20 protein-coding genes are annotated in these 23,034 nt (G+C 71.6%); 1 reads left to right on the forward strand and 19 read right to left on the reverse strand.

Annotated features, from left to right (window positions below; translation table 11 throughout):
• Nucleotides 1–109: 109 nt before the first annotated feature.
• Entirely contained in the window at nt 110–1,000 is an 891-nt protein-coding gene (gene ppk2, locus Q1K33_RS08755) for a polyphosphate kinase 2 (RefSeq protein WP_300402831.1), read from the forward strand.
• 4 nt (nt 1,001–1,004) lie between these two features.
• On the opposite strand, the gene Q1K33_RS08760 is transcribed toward ppk2, so the two are convergent.
• From Q1K33_RS08760 to Q1K33_RS08850, 19 genes are all read right to left on the reverse strand, one after another.
• On the reverse strand, nt 1,005–1,841 hold the full coding sequence (locus Q1K33_RS08760; protein ID WP_300402834.1) for a hypothetical protein: 837 nt from the start codon (nt 1,839–1,841) through the stop codon (nt 1,005–1,007).
• Nucleotides 1,842–1,900: 59 nt separating this feature from the next.
• Entirely contained in the window at nt 1,901–3,973 is a 2,073-nt protein-coding gene (locus Q1K33_RS08765) for a primosomal protein N' (RefSeq protein ID WP_300402836.1), read from the reverse strand.
• A 237-nt stretch (nt 3,974–4,210) separates the two neighbouring features.
• Entirely contained in the window at nt 4,211–5,413 is a 1,203-nt protein-coding gene (metK, locus tag Q1K33_RS08770; protein WP_300402838.1) for a methionine adenosyltransferase, read from the reverse strand.
• Between the two features lie 180 nt (nt 5,414–5,593).
• Nucleotides 5,594–6,871 (reverse strand): bifunctional phosphopantothenoylcysteine decarboxylase/phosphopantothenate--cysteine ligase CoaBC, encoded by a 1,278-nt coding sequence (coaBC, locus tag Q1K33_RS08775; RefSeq protein WP_300402920.1) that lies wholly within the window; start codon nt 6,869–6,871, stop codon nt 5,594–5,596.
• Nucleotides 6,872–6,884: 13 nt separating this feature from the next.
• Nucleotides 6,885–7,217 (reverse strand): DNA-directed RNA polymerase subunit omega, encoded by a 333-nt coding sequence (rpoZ, locus tag Q1K33_RS08780; RefSeq protein WP_300402840.1) that lies wholly within the window; start codon nt 7,215–7,217, stop codon nt 6,885–6,887.
• A 49-nt stretch (nt 7,218–7,266) separates the two neighbouring features.
• Nucleotides 7,267–7,887, reverse strand: a complete 621-nt coding sequence (gmk, locus tag Q1K33_RS08785) for a guanylate kinase (protein WP_300402843.1) — start codon at nt 7,885–7,887, stop codon at nt 7,267–7,269.
• Entirely contained in the window at nt 7,884–8,207 is a 324-nt protein-coding gene (gene mihF / locus Q1K33_RS08790) for an integration host factor, actinobacterial type (protein ID WP_300402845.1), read from the reverse strand. The genes gmk and mihF overlap by 4 nt, the downstream gene beginning before the upstream one ends.
• Nucleotides 8,208–8,331: 124 nt before the next feature.
• On the reverse strand, nt 8,332–8,745 hold the full coding sequence (locus Q1K33_RS08795) for a hypothetical protein (protein ID WP_300402847.1): 414 nt from the start codon (nt 8,743–8,745) through the stop codon (nt 8,332–8,334).
• A gap of 62 nt (nt 8,746–8,807) precedes the next feature.
• Nucleotides 8,808–9,641, reverse strand: a complete 834-nt coding sequence (gene pyrF / locus Q1K33_RS08800) for an orotidine-5'-phosphate decarboxylase (protein WP_300402850.1) — start codon at nt 9,639–9,641, stop codon at nt 8,808–8,810.
• 97 nt (nt 9,642–9,738) lie between these two features.
• Nucleotides 9,739–10,911, reverse strand: a complete 1,173-nt coding sequence (locus Q1K33_RS08805) for an alpha-hydroxy-acid oxidizing protein (RefSeq protein WP_300402852.1) — start codon at nt 10,909–10,911, stop codon at nt 9,739–9,741.
• A gap of 40 nt (nt 10,912–10,951) precedes the next feature.
• The gene (locus Q1K33_RS08810; RefSeq protein ID WP_300402854.1) at nt 10,952–12,013 is read right to left on the reverse strand and encodes a quinone-dependent dihydroorotate dehydrogenase; all 1,062 of its coding nucleotides are present in this window, start codon (nt 12,011–12,013) and stop codon (nt 10,952–10,954) included.
• Nucleotides 12,013–15,384: a carbamoyl-phosphate synthase large subunit gene (carB, locus tag Q1K33_RS08815; protein WP_300402898.1), complete on the reverse strand. Its 3,372-nt coding sequence runs from the start codon at nt 15,382–15,384 to the stop codon at nt 12,013–12,015. The genes Q1K33_RS08810 and carB overlap by 1 nt, the downstream gene beginning before the upstream one ends.
• A gap of 1 nt (nt 15,385) precedes the next feature.
• A complete protein-coding gene (carA, locus tag Q1K33_RS08820; RefSeq protein ID WP_300402901.1) occupies nt 15,386–16,570 on the reverse strand; it encodes a glutamine-hydrolyzing carbamoyl-phosphate synthase small subunit in 1,185 nt (394 codons plus the stop codon).
• A complete protein-coding gene (locus Q1K33_RS08825; protein WP_300402904.1) occupies nt 16,571–17,860 on the reverse strand; it encodes a dihydroorotase in 1,290 nt (429 codons plus the stop codon).
• A complete protein-coding gene (locus Q1K33_RS08830) occupies nt 17,857–18,810 on the reverse strand; it encodes an aspartate carbamoyltransferase catalytic subunit (RefSeq protein WP_300402907.1) in 954 nt (317 codons plus the stop codon). Before Q1K33_RS08830 ends, Q1K33_RS08825 begins: the two co-directional genes overlap by 4 nt.
• Entirely contained in the window at nt 18,807–19,466 is a 660-nt protein-coding gene (gene pyrR, locus Q1K33_RS08835) for a bifunctional pyr operon transcriptional regulator/uracil phosphoribosyltransferase PyrR (protein WP_300402909.1), read from the reverse strand. The genes Q1K33_RS08830 and pyrR overlap by 4 nt, the downstream gene beginning before the upstream one ends.
• A gap of 203 nt (nt 19,467–19,669) precedes the next feature.
• Nucleotides 19,670–20,683: an NADPH:quinone reductase gene (locus Q1K33_RS08840; RefSeq protein ID WP_300402912.1), complete on the reverse strand. Its 1,014-nt coding sequence runs from the start codon at nt 20,681–20,683 to the stop codon at nt 19,670–19,672.
• 115 nt (nt 20,684–20,798) lie between these two features.
• The gene (locus tag Q1K33_RS08845; RefSeq protein WP_300402915.1) at nt 20,799–21,875 is read right to left on the reverse strand and encodes a hypothetical protein; all 1,077 of its coding nucleotides are present in this window, start codon (nt 21,873–21,875) and stop codon (nt 20,799–20,801) included.
• Nucleotides 21,876–21,938: 63 nt separating this feature from the next.
• Nucleotides 21,939–23,034 (reverse strand): hypothetical protein (locus Q1K33_RS08850; protein WP_300402916.1); only part of this gene is annotated, 1,096 nt, incomplete at its 5' end.

The raw sequence follows: 23,034 nt of genomic DNA on the forward strand, positions 1-23,034 counted from the left end.
CCTCCGCAGAGTTTAGGGGTCGCCTCCCCAGCGGCGCAGCCTGGGCCCGTGCATGGTTGCGCGCAAGGCGGTCACCTGCTGTTCACTCGTCCTCCCTAGCCTGGCGCGCGTGCTTGACGACGTACGCCACTACATCGACCGCCTGCAGATCGAGGGCCACCGGATCGGCGAGGACCATGACGACGACCCGGTCCTGATCGACCCGGCCGGTCGCGCCGTCGACACCTGGCGGGAGAACTACCCCTACGGCGAGCGTCTCGACCGCGCGGTCTACGACGAGACCAAGTACCTCCTCCAGGTGGAGCTCCTCAAGTTCCAGAGCTGGGCGGCCCGCACGGGCACCAAGCACGTCCTCCTCTTCGAGGGCCGCGACGCAGCCGGCAAGGGAGGCACGATCAAGCGCTTCATGGAGCACCTCAATCCTCGCTACGCCCGGACGGTCGCGCTGACCAAGCCCAGCGACCGCGAGCAGTCGGAGTGGTACTTCCAGCGTTACGTCCAGCATCTCCCGACAGCCGGCGAGATGGTCCTCTTCGACCGCTCCTGGTACAACCGAGCCGGGGTCGAGCGGGTGATGGGCTTCGCCGAGCCAGAGCAGTACGAGCAGTTCATGGGGCAGGCTCCGCTCTTCGAGCGGATGCTCGTCGACAGCGGGATCTCGGTCACGAAGTACTGGTTCTCGGTGACGCAGTCCGAGCAGCGCACCCGCTTCATCATCCGGCAGGTCGATCCCGTGAGGCAGTGGAAGCTGTCACCGATGGACCTGCAGTCGCTGGACAAGTGGGACGCCTACACCGCCGCCAAGGAGGCGATGTTCCGCCGCACGGACACCGAGTGGGCGCCGTGGACCACGATCAAGTCCAACGACAAGAAGCGGGCCCGGATCAACGCGATGCGGCACTTCCTGTCGGGCTTCGAGTACGACGGCAAGGACCACGAGGTCGTCGGCACACCGGACCCCCTGATCGTGGTGCGCGGCGTCGAGGCAGTGGGCGACTGACGACTCAGGAGCAGGGTTGGTCGCCCGGAAGAACGGCCGCGGCCGAGACCGAGTAGACAGCGCCGTCCTGGCGGAACATCGTCGTCAGGGAGGCCTGGCTGAGCGTGTCGACGAGTCCTTGCGCCGGGACCACCTGACAGCCATCGATGTCGGCCAACGACACTTCGTCTGCCGGCCAGGCCTGGACGTCGCGGTCCAGGTCGGTCGCCATGACGTACGCCGCCAGCTCGGTCGGTGCGAAGTCGTCGGAGTCGAGACCGTCGACGAGTGCGGTCACGGCCACGATGAAGTCGCCGAGTGCCGCCCGCTCGGCCTGCTCCTCGTCGAAGCCCAGGGCGTAGGCGTCGTGCTGCCAGGTCTGGCCCTCGGCGGTCACGATGACCGAGGTGGTCGGGGCGTCGGAGATCTGCGGGCCGCCGCTGGTGTCGGTGTAGTCCGGCGGGGCACCGAGCAGGCCCGCGTCCTCGGCCAGTCGCAGGACCTCCTGCACCTGGGCCTCGTCCAGCGTCGTCACCGTCATCGGGATCAGCCGCGTCTGCTCGCTGACCTCGCCCTGTCGGAACAGGCGCCCGTCACCGGACAGCAGGAACGTCGGCTGGTTGGTGAACGCGTACTCCACCGGGACGAACCCGCCGCCCGTCTCGATCGAGAGCACGACCTCGTCGGCGCCGGTCGGGTGCGTGAGCATGACGGGGTCCTCGGCCGCCGTGGGACTCGCCGACGGCGCCGCGGACGGGCTGCCGGCGGGGTCGCTGGCCACGTCGACGCCGGCGTCACCGCCGCATCCACCCAGCAGCACGAGGGCCAGGGCGGAGAGGGGCAGCGCGAGGTAGTTCTTCATGGTGGTGTGACGATACGGCTGCGACAGCGGTTCCGCCTCCGCACCGGTGACCGGCTCGCTCAGAGGCTGACCGGGTCGACCTGCACCCGAACGGCATCCAGCTTGCGGCTCGCCCGCACCCGCTGCAGCTCGCCGAGGGCTCGGGCCAGCCCGGCTCCGTGCGAGCGCGGGGTGCGCAGGACGAGCCGTTCCTCGTCGTCTCCGGCGGGCACCGGACCCAGGACCTCGATGTGCGCGGGCGGCGCCAGCAAGGTCAGGACGTCGTCGAGTGCCCCCGGGTCGCCGGTGACCGTGGCGAGACGCACGGACGGCGGCAGGCGCGCCCCCTGACGCTCCTCGGAGAGCCGGCGGGCGAACCCCGGCTGGTCCCAGCGCACGAGTGCCTGCAGCGCGGGATGTGCCGGGTCACCGACTGCCAGCACGCGGCCACCGGGTCGTAGCAGGCCGACCGCGTTGCTCCAGCGGCGCAGCGCCTCCTCGTCGGCGCGGGAGTCGTCACGGGCCAGGAGCAGCCACGTGTCGAGGAGGACGACGGCGGAGTAACCGCCCTCCGCGATCGGCTCGGCGCCCGGCGTCGCGACGATGATGCCGGGACGTGTGTCGACCCGCCGTACGACGTGGTCCCCGGCCGAGGTGACGACCCGTGCCTTCGGGAACGACCTGCCGAGCTCCTCGCCCGTGCGTGCCTCACCCAGCACGGGAGCCCGCAGGCCGGCGGCTCCGCACTCGGGGCACGCCCAACCCTGCGCGTCGGTGCCGCACCACCGGCAGGCCGGCGGGGTCGAGGCGGACGTCAGCGCGAGCGGGCCCTGGCAGGCGCGGCACGCAGCGGGCGTGCGGCAGCGCTCGCAGGCCAGGGCGAGGGCGTAGCCCGCCCGCGGCGTCTGCACCAGCACGGGACCTTCTTCGAGAGCGCCGCGCAGCAGCGCGTGCACCTCGGCCGGCATCCGGGCGCCCTGGCCTCCGGGGTCGCGCATCCGGGCCACGTCGGAGGCCCCGGTGACCTGGACGGTCGCGCGGCGACGCAGGTCGTCGCGAGGGAGAGCCAGGTCGCGCGCCCAGCCCGTGCGCACGAGGAAGTCTGCCTCGACGCTGCGGGAGAAACCGCCCACCAGCGCGGCCGCGCGCTCGCGAGCCGCCCGCATCAGCAGCACCTCGCGGGTGTGCGGGTAGGGCGCTCGGGGCTCGGCGTGGAGGTCGTCGCCGTCGTCCCAGATGGCGACGAGACCGAGCGCGTGCACGGGCGCGAAGGCCGCCGCGCGGCTGCCCACCACGATGCGCCGCGTGCCCCGCGCCACGGCCAGGAAGTCGCGGTAGCGCTGGGCAGGACCGGAGTCGGCGGTGAGCACGACGTGGTGGCCCTGACCGAGACGTGCCGTCAACGCATCGCCCACCCGAGCCGCGTCCTTGCCGTCGGGCACGCAGAGCACGGACCCCCGTCCGTGGCGCAGCGTGGACGCCGCTGCCTGTGCCAGCATCGCGGGCCAGTCGTCACCGGGCGCCGCAGCCCAGGCGGCGCGGGGCGCCCCGCCTTCCGCGAGGTGACGAAGGAAGGGGCCGGCGTGCGGATAGCGGCTCCACGCGTCGGAGGCGTCCAGACCGCTGGCACCCGCCTCCAGTGCGGGCTCCGCGGGTGATGCCTCCTTCTCGGTGGTCGCATGGCGAGGGGGTACGGCGAGCCGCAGCACGTCGGCGCGCACCCCGGCGTACCTCTCGGCGACGTCACCGGCCAAGGCGGCGATCTCCGGCGTCAGGACGCACTCGGGGCTGACGACACGGCGAAGGGGCGCCAGGGTCCCGTGGTGGTCGCTGGTCGCTACCCGCGCGACGACGTATCCGTCGACGTCATGGCCGGCGAAGCGCACCTTGACCCGCGCGCCCGGGCGCGCGGACGGCGCCATCGTCTCCGGGACCGCGTAGTCGAAGGTCCGATCCAGGTGTGGCAGCGAGATGTCTACCAGCACCCGGGCGACCGGGTCGGTGTCCGTGATGGCGGCCTCGGCCGCCTTGCGCTCCTTGGTCGCGCGCGCCTTGGCCTGCGACTGCTTGACCGTCGAACGGACCATGCCGGGGAGCAGCTCCGGCTGCTCGCCCGCGTCCTGGGCGCGAGCGGGGGCACGCGACTCGGTCATGGTCGTTGTCTACCAGTCTGCGCCGACGGCGGCGGCTGAGGCCGTGCCCCGATGGCCGGACCCGGGTGGCTTCTCGGCGCGAACCCGCGCTCGGGGTCGATCCTTGACGGTGGGACCGGGTCGGCTACGCGCGCGGGCGCCCCACCCAGCACGGAGATCGCCGGCAGGAACGACACCGAGCCGGCGCCATCAGGCACCGGCTCGGCGTCACTCTGGGGACCACCCGGGTCCGGGAGATCAGGCGCCGACGGCCGCCTTCAACGCAGCGGCACGGTCGGTCCGCTCCCAGGTGAACTCGGGCAGCTCGCGACCGAAGTGACCGTACGCCGAGGTCTTGGCGTAGATCGGACGGAGCAGGTCGAGATCGCGCAGGATCGCGGCGGGGCGCAGGTCGAAGACCTCGAGCACGGCCTTCTGGATCGCCTCGTCGGACACGATGCCGGTGCCGAAGGTCTGGACGAAGACGCCGACGGGCTGGGCCTTGCCGATGGCGTAGGCGACCTGGACCTCGCAGCGACGCGCGAGTCCGGCGGCGACGACGTTCTTGGCGACCCAGCGCATCGCGTAGGCAGCCGAGCGGTCGACCTTCGACGGGTCCTTGCCGGAGAAGGCACCGCCACCGTGGCGAGCCATGCCGCCGTAGGTGTCGACGATGATCTTGCGCCCGGTCAGGCCGGCGTCACCCATCGGCCCACCCACGACGAAGCGACCGGTCGGGTTGACCAGGAGCCGGTAGCCCTCGGAGGGCAGCTTGAAGGTCGCGAGCACCGGGTCGATGACGTGCTGCTTGATCTCGGCCTCGAGGGTGTCGAGGTCGGTCTTCTCGGAGTGCTGGGTCGACAGCACGACGGTGTCGACGCGCACGGGCACGTCGTCCTCGTCGTACTCGATGGTCACCTGGGTCTTGCCGTCGGGACGCAGGTTGGCCATGGTGCCGTTCTTGCGAACCTCGGTGAGCTTCTCCGACAGGCGCTGCGCCATCACGATGGGCAGCGGCATGAGCACGTCGGTGTCGTCACAGGCGTAGCCGAACATCAGCCCCTGGTCGCCGGCACCGCGGGCGTCGAGCTCGTCGACCGAGGACTCCAGGCGCGCCTCGAGACCCTGGTCGACGCCGGCGGCGATGTCGACCGACTGCCCGCCGATGGCGACCTGCACGCCACACGTGGTGCCGTCGAAGCCCTTCTCGGAGGAGTCGTAGCCGATGTCGAGGATCGCGGCACGGACCAGGTCGGCCATCGGGGCGTAGGCGTTGGTGCGCACCTCACCCGCGACGACGACGAGGCCGGTCGTCAGGAGGGTCTCGACGGCGACGCGGAGGTTCTCCTTGTCGGAGTCGTGCTCCATCAGGTAGTCGAGGATCGTGTCGCTGATCCGGTCGGCGATCTTGTCCGGGTGACCCTCGGTCACGGACTCCGAGGTGAAGAGGCGTCCAGCCACAGTGGTTCTCGCTCTCGATCGAACTGGGGTGTCCCAGCAGTGCAGATGACGTTCCGGTCGGCCGCGCTGGCCCCGCCAGGCGCCGTTGCCCTGGGCGGATCAGTCTAGGCGGGTCCCAGCATGCAAGATCGGCGTCTCAGGCACCGAATCCTCGCGTGCCTCGTCCCGTCGGCCGACGCCTCAGACCAGACGGCGCGCCACCTCGTCCCAGATCACGTGCGCCAGGGCCGACTTCGATCCGAGAGGTACGTCGGTGTGCGCGCCGTCGGCGCCGAGCACGACGGCCTCGTTGTCGGGACTGCCGAAGACCGCTCCCCCGCTGACATCGTTGACCACCAGCAGGTCGCAGCCCTTGCGGGCGAGCTTGGCACGCGCCAGGTCCAGGACCGATCCGGTGTCGTCGCCCGTCTCGGCGGCGAAGCCGACGATGACGCTGCCGGCTCTGGCGCGGGTCGTGGAGATCTCGCGCAGGATGTCGTCGTTCTGGATGAGGGTGATCGTCGGAGCCGATCCGTCGGCCGCCTTCTTGATCTTCGCGTCGCTGACCTGCGTCGGACGGAAGTCGGCGGGGGCTGCGGCCATCACCACGGCGTCGGCCGACGCCGTGGCCTCGACCACCGCGCCGCGGAGCTCGGCGGTCGTCTCGACCCGCACCAGGCGCACGCCGGCCGGCGTCGGGAGGCTGACGTTGGCGGCCACGAGCGTCACCTCGGCGCCACGGGCGGCCGCGGTCCGGGCAAGGGCGTAGCCCTGCAGGCCGGAGGACCGATTGCCGAGGAAGCGCACCGGGTCGAGGTACTCGCGGGTGCCTCCGGCGGAGACGACCACGTGGCGTCCGGCGAGGTCGGGCATCGAGGACTCCGACGAGTCTGCGTCCCCCACCCGCCCGCGGGCGAGGATCTCCGTGCAGGCCTCGAAGAGCGCCTCCGGGTCGGGGAGCCGACCCTTGCCGGTGTCCTTGCCGGTCAGCCGGCCCTCGTCGGGCTCGATGACGACGGCCCCGCGCGAGCGCAGGGTGGCGACGTTGGCGCGGGTGGCGGCGTGCTCCCACATCTCGGTGTGCATCGCCGGGGCGAAGACCACCGGGCAGCGCGCGGTGAGCAACGTGTTGGTCAGCAGGTCGTCGGCCAGGCCGTGGGCGGCCTTGGCCATCAGGTCGGCGGTCGCGGGGGCCACGACCACGAGGTCGGCGCCCTGCCCGATCCGGACGTGGGGCACCTCGTGGACCGAGGTCCACACGTCGGCCGCCACCGGCTTGCCCGACAGAGCCGACCAGGTCGGGGCCCCGACGAACTCGAGGGCGGAGGCCGTGGGCACGACGGTCACGTCGTGGCCGGACTCGCTCAACCGCCGGAGCAGCTCGCAGGCCTTGTAGGCCGCGATGCCGCCGGCGACCCCTAGGACGACCGAAGGCCGGGCCCCCGTGGGGGACCCGGCCGTGGTGCTGTCGATGCTCAGCTGAGAACTCGTGTCACTCGGCCACGTTGGCAGCGGCGTCGAGGGCGGCCTGCTTGGCAGCGGCCTCCTCGGCGGCGAGCTCGGCCGGGTCGACGTCCTCGCAGGTCAGCTTGTCGTCGTTGATCTCTCGCAGCGCGATGGAGAGGGGCTTCTCCTGGACGTGCGTGTCGACCAGCGGGCCGACGTACTCGAGCAGGCCCTCACCCAACTGGGAGTAGTAGGCGTTGATCTGGCGCGCACGCTTGGCGCTGTAGAGCACCAGCTTGTACTTGCTGTCGGTCTTGGTGAGCAGGTCGTCGATCGACGGGTTGGTCACGCCTTCGGCGGCAATGTTGGGCGCAGACACGCGTCAGCCTCACTGGTTCGTTGAATGATTCGTCCGGACCCGAGTGGGTTCACGGATGGGGCGGGACGCCGGGATGACCGGAGCCCGTCATCAAGGCTACCAACTCGTCGGCTGCATCGTGAACTTCGTGGTTGACGATCGTCACGTCGAACTCGCTCTCGGCCGCCAGCTCCTCGCGTGCGGTGTCGAGACGGCGCTCGCGCTCGGCGTCGGTCTCGGTGCCACGCCCGACCAGCCTGCGGACGAGCTCGTCCCACGACGGGGGCTTGAGGAAGACGAAGACGGCCTCGGGCATGGTGGCGCGCACCTGGCGGGCGCCCTGGAGGTCGATCTCCAGCATCGAGGGTCGTCCGGCCGCCAGGGACTCCTCGACCGGTCCCCGGGGCGTGCCGTAGCGGGCCGCTCGGTGGACCACGGCCCACTCGAGGAGGTCACCGTCGGCGATCATCGCGTCGAAGGTCGCGTCGTCGACGAAGTGGTAGTGCACGCCGTCGACCTCGCCGGGACGAGGCGCACGCGTCGTCGCGGAGACGGAGAGCCAGACCTCGGGGTGCCGCTCGCGCACGGCGGTCGCCACCGTGCCCTTGCCGACCGCGGTGGGTCCGGCGAGGACGACCAGTCGGCGAAAGCCGCTCTGCTCCCCCACGGGCCGGCCGGGGTCGTGGGTCACGAGTTGTCGGGCGCGAACTCGCGCTCGAGCGCGGCGATCTGCTTGGTGCCCAGGCCACGCACACGCCGCGACTCGGCGATGCCCAGCCGCTCCATGACCTGCCGGGCGCGGACCTTGCCGAGCCCGGGCAGCGACTGGAGCAGGTCGACCACGCGCATCTTGCCGATGACCTCGTTGGCCTGGCCCTCGGCGATCACGTCGCTGATGGAGGCCCCGGAGTTCTTGAGCCGGTTCTTCACCTCGGCCCGCTCGCGTCGGGAGGCCGCAGCCTTCTGCAACGCCGCCTGGCGCTGTTCGGGGGTCAGCGGGGGCAAAGCCACGTGGGGTCCTTCGTATCTGACTGCATCGGTCCAGGCGGCGGGAGCGTGCCGCTGAGAGGCCAATCTAGTCAGATGACGCAGCACGCGGCAACGCCGGTCTGCTCCCGCCGGGTCGAAGCCGCCGTCACAGGCTCAAGGGCGTCTTGCAGACATCGCGGGACTGCTGCTGCACCGCGTCCAGCGCAGTGCGCATCGCTTCCGTGACCAGGCCCGAGGCGGCCGCCCTGATCGCGGCCGCGTCCTCGCCCGACAGATCCTCGAGGGGCTGGGCCGGGTCGTACGTCGTCGCGTCGACGTCCGCCGCCTCGAGGGCGTCGTCGAGCACGGTGAGCCGCTGGACCACCACCGCCCACTCGTCGGCGATGTCGTCGGGCGACTTCTCCTGCAGCGCCCGGAAGCTCGGCAACGCCTGGAGCAGTCCTCGCGTGGGTCCCGCCGCGGCTGCCTCGGTCAAGGGCCGCTGCTGGTCGGCGACCTCGTCGCAGTATCGGGCGAAGGGATCGTCGTCACCGCAGCCGGCGAGACCCACGCCCAGCACCACCGTGAGGACAGCCGCGGTCCACCCCCTGCGACGTCGGCGGCCCCTGCCGCTGCCTGCGCTCACCCGAGGCCGACCAACGCGTCGTTGGCACGTCGTACGGCGTCCCGCATGGCGACCGCGCCGGGGCCGGCGCGCAGCACCTCGCGCGAGGAGCTGGCGGTGACGTTGCCGGCCGCCGCACCGAAGATCCGCCGGATGTCGGCGGCCGTGCCACCCTGGGCCCCGAAGCCGGGGGCCAGGATCGGTCCGTTGAAGCCGAAGGAGACGGTCCGCTCGTCGATCCTGTCGTCGATGGTGGCACCGACCACGGCGCCGAACGAGCCGAGCGGGGTGGCGTCGTCGTTGAGCGCGCGCAGGTGCTCCAGCATCCGCTCCCCCACGCTCTGGTCGGGCGCGACCGAGGCGTGCTGCACCTCGGGCCCCTCCTTGTTGGAGGTCAGCGCCAGCACGAAGAGCCCGGCGTCGTGGCGTCGCGCGGCGTCGACGAAGGGCGAGAGCGACCCGAACCCGAGGTAGGGGCTGACCGTGATCGCGTCGGCGGCCAGCGGGCTGGCGGGATCGAGGTAGGCGTCGGCGTAGGCCTGCGAGGTCGAGCCGATGTCGCCGCGCTTCACGTCGAGCAGGACCAGCGCCCCGGCCGCGCGCGAGGCCTCGATGACCTGCTCGAGCACCGCGACGCCGCGCGAGCCGAACCGTTCGTAGAAGGCCGACTGCGGCTTGACGACCGAGCACAGGGGGGCGACGGCGTCGACGACGCTGAGCGCGAAGCGCTCCAGGCCTGCCACGTCGTCGGTCAGGCCCCAGTCGTGCAGCAGGGCGGCGTGCGGGTCGATCCCGACGCAGAAGGGACCACGCGCGTCCAACGCGGCGCGGAAGCGCGCGCCGAAGTTCACGGTGCCACCTCCGAGCCGACGAGGGAGTGGATCACGCCGGGAGGTTGAGTAGCCGCGCGAGCGACGCAGGAGCTCGCGACCGGCCTATCGAAACCCATTACGGCACCTCCACCAGAGCGTCGGACGTGAGGTCGCAGCGCCGTGGGTAGCCGTCGACGGCCATGATCAGGTCGGTCTCGGCCTGCAGGGAGCGCAGCACGTGCGTGGCTCCGGGGACCCCGCCCAGCGCCAGTCCGTAGACGTAGGGGCGCCCGATCGCCACGGTGGTCGCGCCGAGGGCGAGCGCCTTGACGACGTCGGCGCCGGTGCGGACACCGGAGTCGAAGACGACCGGAGCCTCGCTCCTGTCGGGGTGGGCGCGCACCGCCTCGACCACGCCGGGTAGCCAGTCGATCGCCGCGCCGCCGCCGTTGGCCTGGCGACCGCCGTGGTTGGAGACGTAGATGCCGTCGACACCCTCGTCGAGCGCGCGCCGGGCGTCGTCGGGGTGACAGATCCCCTTGAGGACCAGGGGCAGGTCGGTCAGCGACCGGAGCCACGCCAGGTCGTCCCACGACAGGGGGTTGCCGAACGTGCCGACCCACGTCATCACGGTCGTGCCGAGGTCCGGGTCCGGCCCGGTCATCTCGGCGAAGACCGGGTCGGAGGTGTAGTTGGCCAACGCCTTGCCGCGCAGCTGCGGGAAGTTGCCGCTCGCCAGGTCACGCGGGCGCCAGCCCGGCACCCAGGTGTCGAGGGTGACCACGATGGCGTCGTACCCGGCCTCCTCGGCCCGCGAGACCAGGCTGGCGGCGAGCTCGCGGTTCTTCGGCGTGTAGAGTTGGAACCACAGCGGCGCGTCGCCGCGAGCCGCGGCTACGTCCTCGAGCGGGTCGCTCATCAGCGTCGAGCCGATGAAGGGCACACCGGTGGCGGCCGACACCTCGGCCCCGTGGACGTCCCCGTGCTGGTCCGGCGTGACCAGGCCGAGCACCCCCACCGGCGCCATCATCAGGGGGCTGGGCACCGTGGTGCCGAAGAGCTCGACCGAGAGGTCGCGCTCGACGGAGGCGCGCAGCATCCGAGGCACGAGTGCCCACCGGTCGAACGCCGTCGCGTTGGCGCGCTGGGTCGACTCCGTGCCGCTGCCGCCGGCCACGTAGGTGCGCAGCTCGGGCGGCAACGCCGCCAGGGCGTCGGCCTCGAGCTCGGCGTAGGTGAACGGGTGCTGGGGCAGGTTGCCGCCGAGCGCGCCCAGGTAGAGCTCGATCTGGTAGTCGCCGAACGTCACCGCGCCACCTCCGAGCTCGCGACCGACCTCTCGCAACCCATCAGACCAGTCCCTTCACGATGGTGCGGGGCCACGACGGCCCCTCGTAGATGAACGCCGTGTAGCCCTGGAGCAGGTCGGCGCCGGCCTCCAGCCTGCCTCGCGCATCCTCGACGGTGGTGATGCCACCCACCCCGACGAGGGTCAGATCGGGCCCGACGCGGCCGCGGAGCAGTCGGAGCACGCGATCGGCCCGCTCGGCCAGGGGCCGGCCCGACAGGCCTCCGGCACCGATCTCCTCGACCTCGGCCGGGTGGCTGCGCAAGCCGTCTCGACTGATCGTGGTGTTGGTGGCGATGATCCCGTCCAGGCCGATGGTGAGCGCGAGGTCGGCGACCGCGAGCACGTCCTCGTCGGCCAGGTCGGGGGCGAACTTGACCAGCAGCGGGACGCGCGTGGTGGTGACGCCGTCGGCGACCCGCCGTACGTGCTCGAGGAGGGGTTGGAGCCGCTCGACCGACTGCAGGCTGCGCAGCCCCGGCGTGTTGGGCGAGCTGACGTTGACGACCAGGTAGTCGGCCCACGGCGCGAGCAGCCGGGTGCTGAGCCCGTAGTCGTCGAGGACGGCCCGCTCGTCGTCCTCCGGCACGACCTTGGTCTTGCCGATGTTGACGCCGAGGACAGGTCCACCGGCTCCCGCCGCACGCCGAGCGTGCCGCGCGGCCAGACGTTGGGCGACGGCTGCGGCTCCCTCGTTGTTGAACCCCATCCGGTTGACGATCGCCCGGTCCGCCACCAGGCGGAAGAGCCGCGGCTTGGGGTTGCCGGGCTGCGGCTGCCCCGTCACGGTCCCGATCTCGACGTGGCCGAACCCGAGCGCGCCGAGGGCGTCGATGCCGACGGCGTTCTTGTCGAAGCCGGCCGCCAGCCCGAGCGCGTGCGGAAAGGTCAGGCCCATCGCCGTCACCGGCTGGGGCTCGCCGCCGCGGCCCCGGCCGGGCACCCGATCGAGACCGCGGAGCACCGGCGCCGCGGAGCGTACGGCGCGAAACCCCAGGTGATGGGCACGCTCCGGGTCGACCCGGGTGAAGCCGTGCTCGAAGAGCCGCCGGTAGAGGACCATCAGTCGACGGCCGTCCCCGCCTGCTGGGCCTGGGTCGAGGCCCGCGTGATCGTCACCCAGTCCTGCAGGCTACGGACCCCCACGTCGCCGCGGCGTCTCGCCTCGATCCCCTGCACGGCGGCGCCGAGGCCCTGGACCGTGGTGATGCACGGGACGTTGGCCATCACCGCGGCGGTGCGGATCTCGTAGCCGTCGAGTCGCGCCTGGCCGTTGCCCGCGCCGTACGGCGTGTTGACGATCAGCTGGATCTCGCCGTCGTGGATGAGCTGGACGGTGGTCTTCTCCCCCGCCGGGCCCGGTCCTTCGAAGTGCTTGCGCACGACCGTGCAGGCCATCCCGTTGCGCCGCAGCACCTCCGCGGTGCCCTGGGTGGCGAGGATCTCGAAGCCGAGGTCGGCGAGCACCTTGACCGGGAAGATCATCGAACGCTTGTCGCGGTTGGCCATCGAGACGAAGATCTTGCCGGAGGTCGGCAGCGGGCCGAACGCGGCCGCCTGGGACTTGGAGAAGGCCGTGCCGAAGTCGCGGTCGAAGCCCATCACCTCGCCGGTCGACTTCATCTCCGGCCCCAGGATGGTGTCGACCTGGGACCCGTCGGCGGTGCGGAACCGGTTGAACGGCATCACCGCCTCCTTCACCGCGATCGGTTGGTCGGAGGGCAGCATCCCGCCGTCGCCCGTGGCCGGCAGCAACCCGGCGGCGCGGACCTCGGCGATCGACTCGCCGAGCATCACGCGGGCCGCCGCCTTGGCCAGCGGGGTCCCGGTGGCCTTGGAGACGAACGGCACGGTGCGCGAGGCACGCGGGTTGGCCTCCAGGACGTAGAGGATGTCGGAGCCGAGGGCGAACTGGATGTTGATCAGGCCGCGAACGCCCACGCCGCGGGCGATCGCCTCGGTGGCGACGCGGATCCGGTCGATCTCACGGGCCCCGAGCGTGATCGGCGGCAGCGCGCAGGACGAGTCGCCGGAGTGGATCCCGGCCTCCTCGATGTGCTCCATCACGCCGCCGAGGAAGAGCTCCTCGCCGTCGAAGATGGCATCGACGTCGACCTCGACGGCGTCGTCGACGAACCGGTCGACCAGCACGGGCGCGGCCGGGCTGATCAGTCCGGCGGCGACGTAGCGCTCGAGGTAGGCCTGCAGCGACTCGTCGCCGTACACGATCTCCATGCCGCGACCGCCCAGCACGTAGCTGGGGCGCACCAGGACCGGGTAGCCGATCTCGGCGACGATCCGCTGCGCCTCGGGGTACGACGTGGCGGTGCCGTGCTTGGGCGCCACGAGCCCGGCCTCGGCGAGCACGCGCCCGAAGGCGCCGCGCTCCTCGGCGAGGTCGATCGCGTCGGGCGAGGTGCCGACGATGGTGACCCCGTTGGCGGCCAGACCCTGGGCGAGGCCCAGCGGCGTCTGCCCGCCGAGCTGGCAGATGACGCCGGCGATCGGCCCGGCGAGGCTCTCGGCGTGCACGATCTCCAGCACGTCCTCGAGCGTGAGGGGCTCGAAGTAGAGCCGGTCGGAGGTGTCGTAGTCGGTCGAGACCGTCTCCGGGTTGCAGTTGACCATGATGGTGTCGTAGCCGCCGCCGGGCAGGTCGGGGTCGCTCAGCGCCAGCGAGGCGTGCACGCACGAGTAGTCGAACTCGATGCCCTGACCGATCCGGTTGGGTCCGGAGCCGAGGATGATCACCGCGGGCCGCTCACGCGGCACGACCTCGCTCTCCTCGTCGTAGGAGCTGTAGTGGTACGGCGTGGCGGCGGCGAACTCTGCCGCACAGGTGTCTACCGTCTTGTAGACCGGCCGGATGCCGAGGGCGTGGCGCACCCCGCGCACCACGTCGGCGCTCATCCCGCGGATCTTGCCGATCTGGGCGTCGGAGAAGCCGTGCCGCTTGGCGCGGCGCAGGATGGACGGCGTGAGCTCGGGCGCCGCGGTGACCTCGGCGGCGATCTCGTTGATCAGCAGCAGCTGGTCGACGAACCACGGGTCGATCTTGGTCGCCTCGAAGACCTCCTCGGGCGTGGCACCCGCGCGCAGGGCGTCCATCACCTTCTTGAGGCGGCCGTCGTGCGGGGTGCTGACGGCCTCGAGCAGGGCGGCCTTGTCGAGCTCGACCCACTCCTGGTGCCAGTCGAAGACGGCGTCCTTGCTCTCCAGCGAGCGCAGCGCCTTCTGCAGGGCCTCGGTGAAGTTGCGCCCGATCGCCATCGCCTCGCCGACCGACTTCATGTGCGTGGTCAGCGTCGGGTCCGCGGCCGGGAACTTCTCGAAGGCGAAGCGCGGGATCTTCACCACCACGTAGTCCAGCGTGGGCTCGAAGGCCGCCGGGGTGCTCTGCCCGTCGTCGCGGGTGGTGATGTCGTTGGGGATCTCGTCGAGGGTGTAGCCGATCGCGACCTTGGCGGCGATCTTGGCGATCGGGAAGCCGGTCGCCTTGGAGGCCAGCGCGCTCGAGCGGGAGACGCGGGGGTTCATCTCGATCACGATCAGGCGTCCGTCGGCCGGGTTGACGGCGTACTGGATGTTGCAGCCGCCGGTGTCGACGCCGACCGAGCGGATGATGCCGATCGCCAGGTCGCGCATGTCCTGGTACTCGCGGTCGGTCAGCGTCATCGCGGGGGCGACGGTGATCGAGTCGCCGGTGTGCACGCCCATCGGGTCGACGTTCTCGATGGAGCAGACGATCACCACGTTGTCGGCGGTGTCACGCATCACCTCCAGCTCGTACTCCTTCCAGCCGAGGATCGACTCCTCCAGGAGGACCTCGGTGGTCGGGCTGGCGGCCAGGCCGGCGCCGGCGATGCGGCGCAGGTCGGTCTCGTCGTAGGCCATCCCGGAGCCGGTGCCGCCCATGGTGAAGCTGGGCCGGACGACGACGGGGTAGCCGAGCTCCTCGACGCCGTCGAGGCAGTCCTGCATCGAGTGGCAGATGGCGCTCTTGGCGCACTCGCCGCCGAGCTCCTCGACGATCTTCTTGAAGACCTGGCGGTTCTCACCGCGGTCGATGGCCTCGATGGAGGCGCCGATCAGCTCCACGCCGTACTTCTCCAGGACACCCTGTTCGGCCAGCGCCATCGCAGCGTTGAGCGCGGTCTGCCCACCGAGGGTCGCCAGCAGCGCGTCGGGGCGCTCCTTGGCGATGATCATCTCGACGTACTCCGGCAGGATCGGCTCGACGTAGGTCGCGTCGGCGAACTCCGGGTCGGTCATGATCGTGGCCGGGTTGGAGTTGACCAGGATGACCCGCAGGCCCTCCTCCTTGAGCACCCGGCACGCCTGGGTGCCGGAGTAGTCGAACTCGCAGGCCTGGCCGATGACGATCGGGCCGGAGCCGATCACCATGACGCTCTTGATGTCGGTGCGCTTGGGCATGTCAGGCCTCCTTGCGATCGTTGAGCAGGTCCACGAACCGGTCGAAGAGGTACGCCGCGTCGTGGGGTCCGGCGGCGGCCTCGGGGTGGTACTGCACCGAGAACGACACCAGGGCGTCGGTCTCGGGGTCGCGCAGCTCGAGGCCCTCGACGACGTCGTCGTTGAGGCAGACGTGGCTGACGCTGGCGGTCCCGTACGGCGTGGAGACCGACTCGGCGAGCGGTACTCCCTCCGGCCACTGGACGGCGAACCCGTGGTTGTGCGAGGTGACCTCGACCGTGCCGGTGGTCCGGTCCATCACCGGCTGGTTGATCCCACGGTGGCCGTACTTCAGCTTGTAGGTCCCGAGGCCGAGCGCCCGGCCGAAGAGCTGGTTGCCGAAGCAGATTCCGAAGTAGGGGATCTCGCGCTCCAGCGCTGCCTGGAGGAGACCGATCTGGTCGGTCGTCGCGGCCGGGTCGCCCGGCCCGTTGGAGTAGAACAGGCCGTCGGGCCCGTCGTCGCCCACGGCGAGGACGTCCTCGATCGTGGCGCTCGCCGGCAGCACGTGGACCTCGATGCCGCGCTCGGCCATCCGGTAGGGCGTCATCGCCTTGATGCCGAGGTCGAGCGCGGCGACGGTGAAGCGCTTCTCCCCCCATTCACCACCGTGCGCGGGCACGACGTACGTCTCGTCGGTGGAGACCTCGGTGCTCAGCTCCGTGCCGACCATCTCGCCGGAGGCCAGGACCCGCTCGAGCAGCGCGGCGGGGTCGGTCTCGGTCGAGGAGATCCCGACGCGCATCGCGCCGCGCTCGCGCAGGTGGCGGGTGAGCGCCCGGGTGTCGATCCCGGAGATGCCCACGACGCCCTGGGCCACCAGCTCGTCGTCCAGCGAGCGCTGGGAGCGCCAGTTGCTGGGGACCCGGGCGGGGTCGCGCACGACGTACCCGGAGACCCAGATCCGCGACGACTCCGCGTCGGCGTCGTTGACCCCGGTGTTGCCGATGTGCGGGGCGGTCATCACGACGACCTGGCGGTGGTACGACGGATCGGTGAGCGTCTCCTGGTAGCCGGTCATTCCGGTGTTGAAGACCGCCTCACCGAAGGTCTCCCCCGAGGCGCCGTAGGCGTCCCCGTGGAAGGCGCGCCCGTCCTCGAGGACCAGGAGCGCCGGCGTGTGTGTGGCGGTGGTGGGCTCGGGCATTCAGACCAGCTTCCCTTCGAGGACGGTGGGGACGCCGCGCAGCAGCGTCGCGTGCACGGCGGCACCGAGCGTGCGCCCGTGCCAGGGGTTGTTGCGTGAGAGCGAGACCGAGTCGTCGCGATCGACGGTGACGGTCGCGGCAGGATCGACGAGCGTGAGGTTGGCCGGGCTGCCCACGGCGATGTCGTGGCCGTGCTGACCCAGGCCGGCGATGCGGGCGGGGTTGGCCGACATGACACGGGCGACCCCGGCCCAGTCGAGCAGGCCCGACTCGACCATCACGGTGGCCACGACGGGGAGTGCCGTCTCCAGGCCGAGCATCCCGAAGGCCGCGTCGACGAAGGCGTGCTCCTTGTCGTGGCGCGCGTGCGGGGCGTGGTCGGTGGCGACGGCGTCGATCGTGCCGTCGGCCAGCGCGGTGCGCAGCGCCTCGACGTCCTCCTGGGGGCGCAGCGGCGGGTTGACCTTGTAGGTCGGGTCGTAGCCCGACAGGAGGTCGGTGGTGAGCAGCAGGTGGTGCGGCGTGACCTCGGCGGTGACCTCGATGCCCAGTCCCTTGGCCCAGCGCAGCACCTCGACGGTGCCGGCCGTGGAGGCGTGCGCGACGTGCACCCGGCTGCCGGTATGACGCGCGAGCATCACGTCGCGGGCGACGATGACCTCCTCGGCGACCCCGGGCCAGCCGGGCAGACCGAGACGTCCGGACAGCTCGCCCTCGTGGCAGCAGGAGGTGGCGCCGGCCAGGTCGGGGTCCTGCGCGTGCTGGCTCACCACGCCGCCGAACCCCTTGACGTACTCCAGCGCGCGGCGCATCACGCGGGCGTCGGCCACGCAGCGACCGTCGTCGGAGAAGACCTTCACGCCGGCGCGCGAGCGCGCCATCAGGCCGAGCTCGGCGAGCTCCTGGCCGCCCAGGCCGCGCGTCACGGCGCCGACCGGCTGGACGTCGACCAGGCCCGCCGTACGACCCAGGTCGTGGACGCGCTCGGCGGCCTCGGCGGTGTCGGTGACGGGGCTGGTGTTGGCCATCGCGAGCACGGCGGTGAAGCCGCCGACCGCGGCGGCCTGCGATCCGGTGAGGATGGTCTCGGCGTCCTCGCGGCCCGGCTCGCGCAGGTGGGTGTGCAGGTCGACGAGGCCCGGCAGCGCCACGAGACCGTCGGCCTCGATGACGCGGGCCTGCGGCGCCGAGACCGAGCCGATCTCAGCGATCACACCGTCGCTGATGAGCAGGTCGGAGGAGGCGGCGCCGAGCAGCGAGGCGCCCTTGACGAGGATCTGGTCGGTCATGAGGTGGAGCCCTCCCCGGCGAGCAGGTGGTAGAGGATCGACATCCGGACGGCGAGCCCGGCCGAGACCTGGTCGAGCACCAGCGACTGGGCCGCGTCGGCGGCGTCGGCGGCGATCTCGAGGCCACGGTTCATCGGCCCGGGGTGGCAGATCGGCACGTCGGGCCCGAGGGTGGCCAGGCGATCGCGGGTCAGGCCGTAGCCGACGGTGTACTCCCGCGCGCTGGGGAAGTATCCGCCGCTCATCCGCTCGCGCTGGACGCGCAGCATCATCACCGCGTCGGCCGTGGGCAGCACCTCGTCGAGGTCGTAGGACGTCGCGAAGCCGAGCTCCTTCGACCAGGGCTCGACGCCGCTCGGCATCAGGGTCGGCGGAGCGACCACGCTCACCTGGGCGCCCAGCTTGGTCAGGCACAGCACGTTGCTGCGGAAGACCCGGCTGTGGGTGAGGTCTCCGACCAGCACGACGTGGCGCCCCTCGAGGCTGCCGAGGCGACCGTCGGTGCCGAAGCGCCGCTGGAGCGTGTAGGCGTCGAGCAGCGCCTGGGAGGGGTGCTCGTGCGTGCCGTCGCCCGCGTTGATCACCGCGGCGTCGACCCACTGGCTGACCTGGAGGGCCGACCCGCTGGCGGCGTGACGCATCACCAGGGCGTCGACGCCCATCGCGGCGATGGTCAGCACGGTGTCGCGCAGGCTCTCGCCCTTGGATGCCGAGCTGCCCTTGCCGGTGATGTTGATCGTGTCGGCCGAGAGCCACTTGCCGGCGATCTCGAAGCTCGACCGGGTGCGGGTGGAGTCCTCGAAGAAGAGGTTGATCACGGTGCGACCGCGCAGCGCGGGCAGCTTCTTGACCTGGCGACGCTGCACGTCGTGCATCTCCGCGGCGGTCTCGAAGAGGGTGGCGACGTCGTCGGCGGAGACGTCGTCGATCGAGAGCAGGTGCTTCTTCATGCGGTGGCCCCCGTCCCGGCCTCGCCGGAGGCGCCGGCCGCGCCAGGGGTGTCAGGGGTGTCAGGGGCAGAGCCCGCGATCCACACGCCCTCGACGTCGTCGAGGTCGGCCAGGCGCACCATCACCCGCTCGGTGCGGGCGCTGGGCAGGTTCTTGCCGACATGGTCGGCGCGGATCGGCAGCTCGCGGTGTCCACGGTCGACCAGGACGGCGAGCCGGACGACGGCCGGTCGACCGATGTCGTTCATCGCGTCGAGGGCGGCGCGGACGGTACGGCCGGAGTAGAGCACGTCGTCGACCAGGACGACGGTCTTGTCGTCGATCCCGCCGGGGGGTACGGCGGTCGGCTGCGGTCCCCGAGCGGGGTGCTTGCGCAGGTCGTCGCGGTACATCGTGACGTCGAGGGACCCGGTCGGGACGTCCACGCCCTCGACCTCCTTGATCCGGGCCGCGATCCGCCGCGCCAGGGGCACGCCGCGACTGGGGATGCCGAGGAGCACGAGGTCGCCGGCGCCCTTGTTGCGCTCGAGGATCTCGTGCGAGATGCGGGTCAGGGCCCGGGTGATGTCACGGGCGTCGAGGACTACGCGATGCGGCGGGGCCGCGGCCGCTGACGGGTCGTCAGGTGCCTGGTCGGGGGCTGGCTGGGCACACACGAGTGCTGCCTGACCTCCTTCTCCGCCTCACAGGACGGCTCGTTAAAGGATGTCGATCGAGCGTGAGACTAGCAGCGCCACGGCCGCCGTACGCGCACCGGCCGTCCGCCGTCTCACCCCTCGATCCACGCTGACCCGTCCGCCATGTGTGACGGGTCGGTGCGATCTGCGCTGACCCGTCCGCCATGTGTGACGGGTCGGCGTCAGGAGAGGTCGAGCAGGACCTTGCCGACAGCACCGGACTCGACGGCGTCGTGGGCGGCCGCGGTCTCGGCCAGGTCGTAGTGGTGGAGCGTAAGACCGACGTCCTCGCCGACGCGCAGGGCGCCCGCAGCCACGGCGGCGGTGACGTCCTCGGTCGCCGCCGCGAGCAGGTCGGCGCCCAGGGTGTAGAGCAGCAGCCCCTGAATCCGGACGTTCTTGGCGAAGCTCGGGCGGACCGGGAGCGTCGCCTCGTCGCCGCCGTTGTTGGCGTAGAACGCGATCGTGCCCCGGTTGCGGACGACCTCCAGGTCGAGTCCCAGGTTGTCGGCGGGCGCGACCTCCACGACCAGGTCGACGCCTTCGGCCGTGATCTCGGCGATGCGGGCGGCGACGTCCTCGGTGCGGTAGTCGATGACGTGATGGGCACCGGCCGCACGCGCCAGCGCTGCCTTCTCGGGGCTGCTGACCGTGGTGATCACCGTCGCGCCCGACCACGCCGCGAGCTGGATCGCCGAGTTGCCCACGGCCCCGGCGCCCCCGGCCACCAGGACCGTCTGCCCCGCGAGGGCGTCGGGTCCGAGCCGACTGGTCGCCTCGCCCGACGTGAGCGCACGGTGGGCGGTGACGGCGGGCACGCCCAACGAGGCACCGAGGTCGTACGACGCCTCCTCGGGCAGCTTCACGACGAGCTCACCTGGCTGCACCGTGAGCTCGGTCGCCGTACCGAGGGCTCTGCCGTGCTGGGCCAGCACCAGCCACACCCGGTCGCCGGTGGCGACGTGCGTCACGCCCGCGCCCACGGCCTCGACGACGCCGGCTCCGTCCTGACCGGGCGAGACCTCGTCGTACTGCAGCGGACCCATGCCGCCCACGCGGAACTTCCAGTCCGTCGGGTTCACCCCGGCGCGCACGATCCGCACCAGGACCTCGCCCGGCCCCGGCTGGGGCTCGGGACGCTCGACGAGACGCAGCACGGAGGACGGACCGACTTCGGAGTAGACGACTGCTCGCATACCTGGCCCAGCGCGTCAGCTGTCGCCGTTGTTCCCGCCGATCCTCCAACAGCTCCCGCCCGCAGGGAGCGTGTGCCTCACAGCGGTCCCCTGACCGTGCGCGGGCACCCGACCCTCACCGGTCGCCGGAGATCGCTGCGCCCACCTCGGGCGCCGCGCGGCCCGCGATGAGCGGCAGGTCGAGGTAGGTCTTGATGCCGGGCCCGGCCGCCACGACGTAGGGGATCGCGTTGACGCAGTGGTTGGCCGTCGACACGACGCCCGGGTTGCGCACGAGCACCTCCTCGATCGTGTCCGGCTGCAGCCCCTTGAAGGTCAGCGTGACCGACGGGTCGCCGGTGACCTCGACCTCGAAGCGCTCCCCCGCCTCCCCGAAGCTCCAGTCGGGGTCCAGGTGCTCCTCGCCCATCAACCAGTTCACGCTCGCAGTGACGACGGGTACGCCGTCCACCAGCGCGCGCCAGTGGAAGCGTCGAGCGGCGACGAGGCCAGGCTCGATCACGCCCATCGGGGAGTCGATCGGCGCGGTGGCGACCGCGACCTCCTGCAGGGTCTCGATCTTCGGGTCGGCGGCGAAGCCCATCTCGGCCACGATCATCCGCACCGACGACCGGAACCCGCCGCCCAGCAGGGAGGCCATCGGGCTCGCGAGCGACTCCTCGGGCGTCTTGCCGAAGCCCATCACGTGCTCGATCACGTCCGGCGCCCCGTAGGTGCGAATGTCGGAGAACTCCTCAGAGCGCACATGGGTGACCCGCGCGCTGACCGCCGAGACCATCAGCGGGAAGCGCTCGGTGATCCCGCCGGGGTGGATGCCGGTCCCGTGGAGCGTGCTGCTGCCCGCCGTGCATGCGTCCACGAGTGCGGTGGTGGCGGCCGGGTTGGGATAGATCCACCCGACCGGCGTCACCACGTCCTTGCCGGAGCGCAGCAGGGCGGCGACCTCGTTCTCGTCGGGCACGAGTGGGGCATAGACGACGCAGTCGGCCTCCAGGGCGCAGATCTCGTCGAGGCTGCTGGTCGCCCGTACCCCGATCGGTGCCAGGCCCAGGATCTCCCCCACGTCGCGCCCCGCCTTGTCGGCGCTGTGCACCCAGCACCCGACCAGCTCGAGCTCGGGGTGGCTGAGCACCCCTTCGATCGCGGCCCTGCCGACTCCGCCGGTGGCCCACTGGATCACTGTGATCGTCATGGCGGTGATTCAGTCAGTGACGGCGGTCACCGTCAAGCACCTCCGGTCAGGCGATCCCACGGATCAGAGTGCTGAGGCCATCCCCGCGCACGCTGCCAGCCAGGACATCCGGGTGTGGTCGGACAGCTGGGCGTACGGGACGACCGAGCCGGCCACGAGCGACGGGTCGTACGGCACCCGGTAGACGCCGCGGGTGCGCTGCTCGTAGACCGCGACGAGGTCGGCGGCCAGCTTGTCGTCGACCTTGGGAGACGGATCGGACAGGACGGTGACGCACTTGTGCTTGAGGTCCTGCAGTCCGGCGTCCTGGAGGGCATCGAGCATCCACAGCCCGCTGTAGCCGGTGTCCTCGCGCACCGTGCTGGTCACGACCAGCAGGTCGGCCGCCTCGGCGGAGGCCAGCCAGTTCTCGGCGCGCATGTTGTTGCCGGTGTCGACCAGGATGATCCGGTAGAAGCGCTCGAGCAGGGAGTGGACCTCCTTGAAGTCCTCCGCCCGGATCGTCCCGGTGACGTCGGGTCGCTCGTCGGAGGCCAGGACGTCGAAGTGCGCGTCGCCCTGCGAGCGCACGAACGCCCCCAGGTCGCCGATGCGCGACTGGTAGACGTCCTTGAATCGACCGAGGTCCTCCAGCAGCTCGCGCGTGGTGTTGCGGTGGGAGCTGCGGGTGCCGCGGATGCCGAGCGTCCCGCGGGTCTCGTTGTTGTCCCAGGCCACGACGCCACCGCCACGCACCGTCCCGAACGTGTAGCCGGCAGCCAGCACCCCGGTCGTCTTGGCGGCTCCGCCCTTGGGGTTGATGAAGGCAATCGTGCGCGGGCCGTCGAAGTCACGCTGGATGGCCGCCCGGTGGTGCTCGTAGGTCTCCTCCTTGCGCCCCATCTGCGGCTTGATCAGGTTGCCCGACCACCGGCGCACGCGTCCGCGCCAGCCCCAGGTCGCCGGACCGAGCTGCTGGTCGCTGTCGCGACGGTCCAGGAAGTCGGTGGCCGTCATGAAGCGTCGTACGTCGCCCGCGGGGTCGGCCGGCGTCGGGACCGCACTCGGGTGCTGGGCGGCTCGCGGCCCCTGAGGCTGGGCCCGTGTCGATGCCGGGGCTGCGACCTGCGGCGGACCCTGGCGTGGCGCGCTCGGTGGACCCGTAGGCGGTGCCGAAGGC

Origin of the sequence: Nocardioides sp. (genome assembly GCF_029937575.1) — a bacterium.
In the GTDB taxonomy this organism is placed as follows: domain Bacteria; phylum Actinomycetota; class Actinomycetes; order Propionibacteriales; family Nocardioidaceae; genus Nocardioides.

Excerpts from the sequence above, each read along its gene's own strand:
- Q1K33_RS08840 (WP_300402912.1), bottom strand. The coding sequence starts at position 20,683 with ATGCGAGCAGTCGTCTACTCCGAAGTCGGTCCGTCCTCCGTGCTGCGT.
- Q1K33_RS08810 (WP_300402854.1), bottom strand. The coding sequence starts at position 12,013 with ATGGTCCTCTACCGGCGGCTCTTCGAGCACGGCTTCACCCGGGTCGAC.
- Q1K33_RS08830 (WP_300402907.1), bottom strand. The coding sequence starts at position 18,810 with ATGAAGAAGCACCTGCTCTCGATCGACGACGTCTCCGCCGACGACGTC.
- carA (WP_300402901.1), bottom strand. The coding sequence starts at position 16,570 with ATGCCCGAGCCCACCACCGCCACACACACGCCGGCGCTCCTGGTCCTC.
- Q1K33_RS08845 (WP_300402915.1), bottom strand. The coding sequence starts at position 21,875 with ATGACGATCACAGTGATCCAGTGGGCCACCGGCGGAGTCGGCAGGGCC.
- Q1K33_RS08825 (WP_300402904.1), bottom strand. The coding sequence starts at position 17,860 with ATGACCGACCAGATCCTCGTCAAGGGCGCCTCGCTGCTCGGCGCCGCC.
- Q1K33_RS08765 (WP_300402836.1), bottom strand. The coding sequence starts at position 3,973 with ATGACCGAGTCGCGTGCCCCCGCTCGCGCCCAGGACGCGGGCGAGCAG.
- carB (WP_300402898.1), bottom strand. The coding sequence starts at position 15,384 with ATGCCCAAGCGCACCGACATCAAGAGCGTCATGGTGATCGGCTCCGGC.
- Q1K33_RS08760 (WP_300402834.1), bottom strand. The coding sequence starts at position 1,841 with ATGAAGAACTACCTCGCGCTGCCCCTCTCCGCCCTGGCCCTCGTGCTG.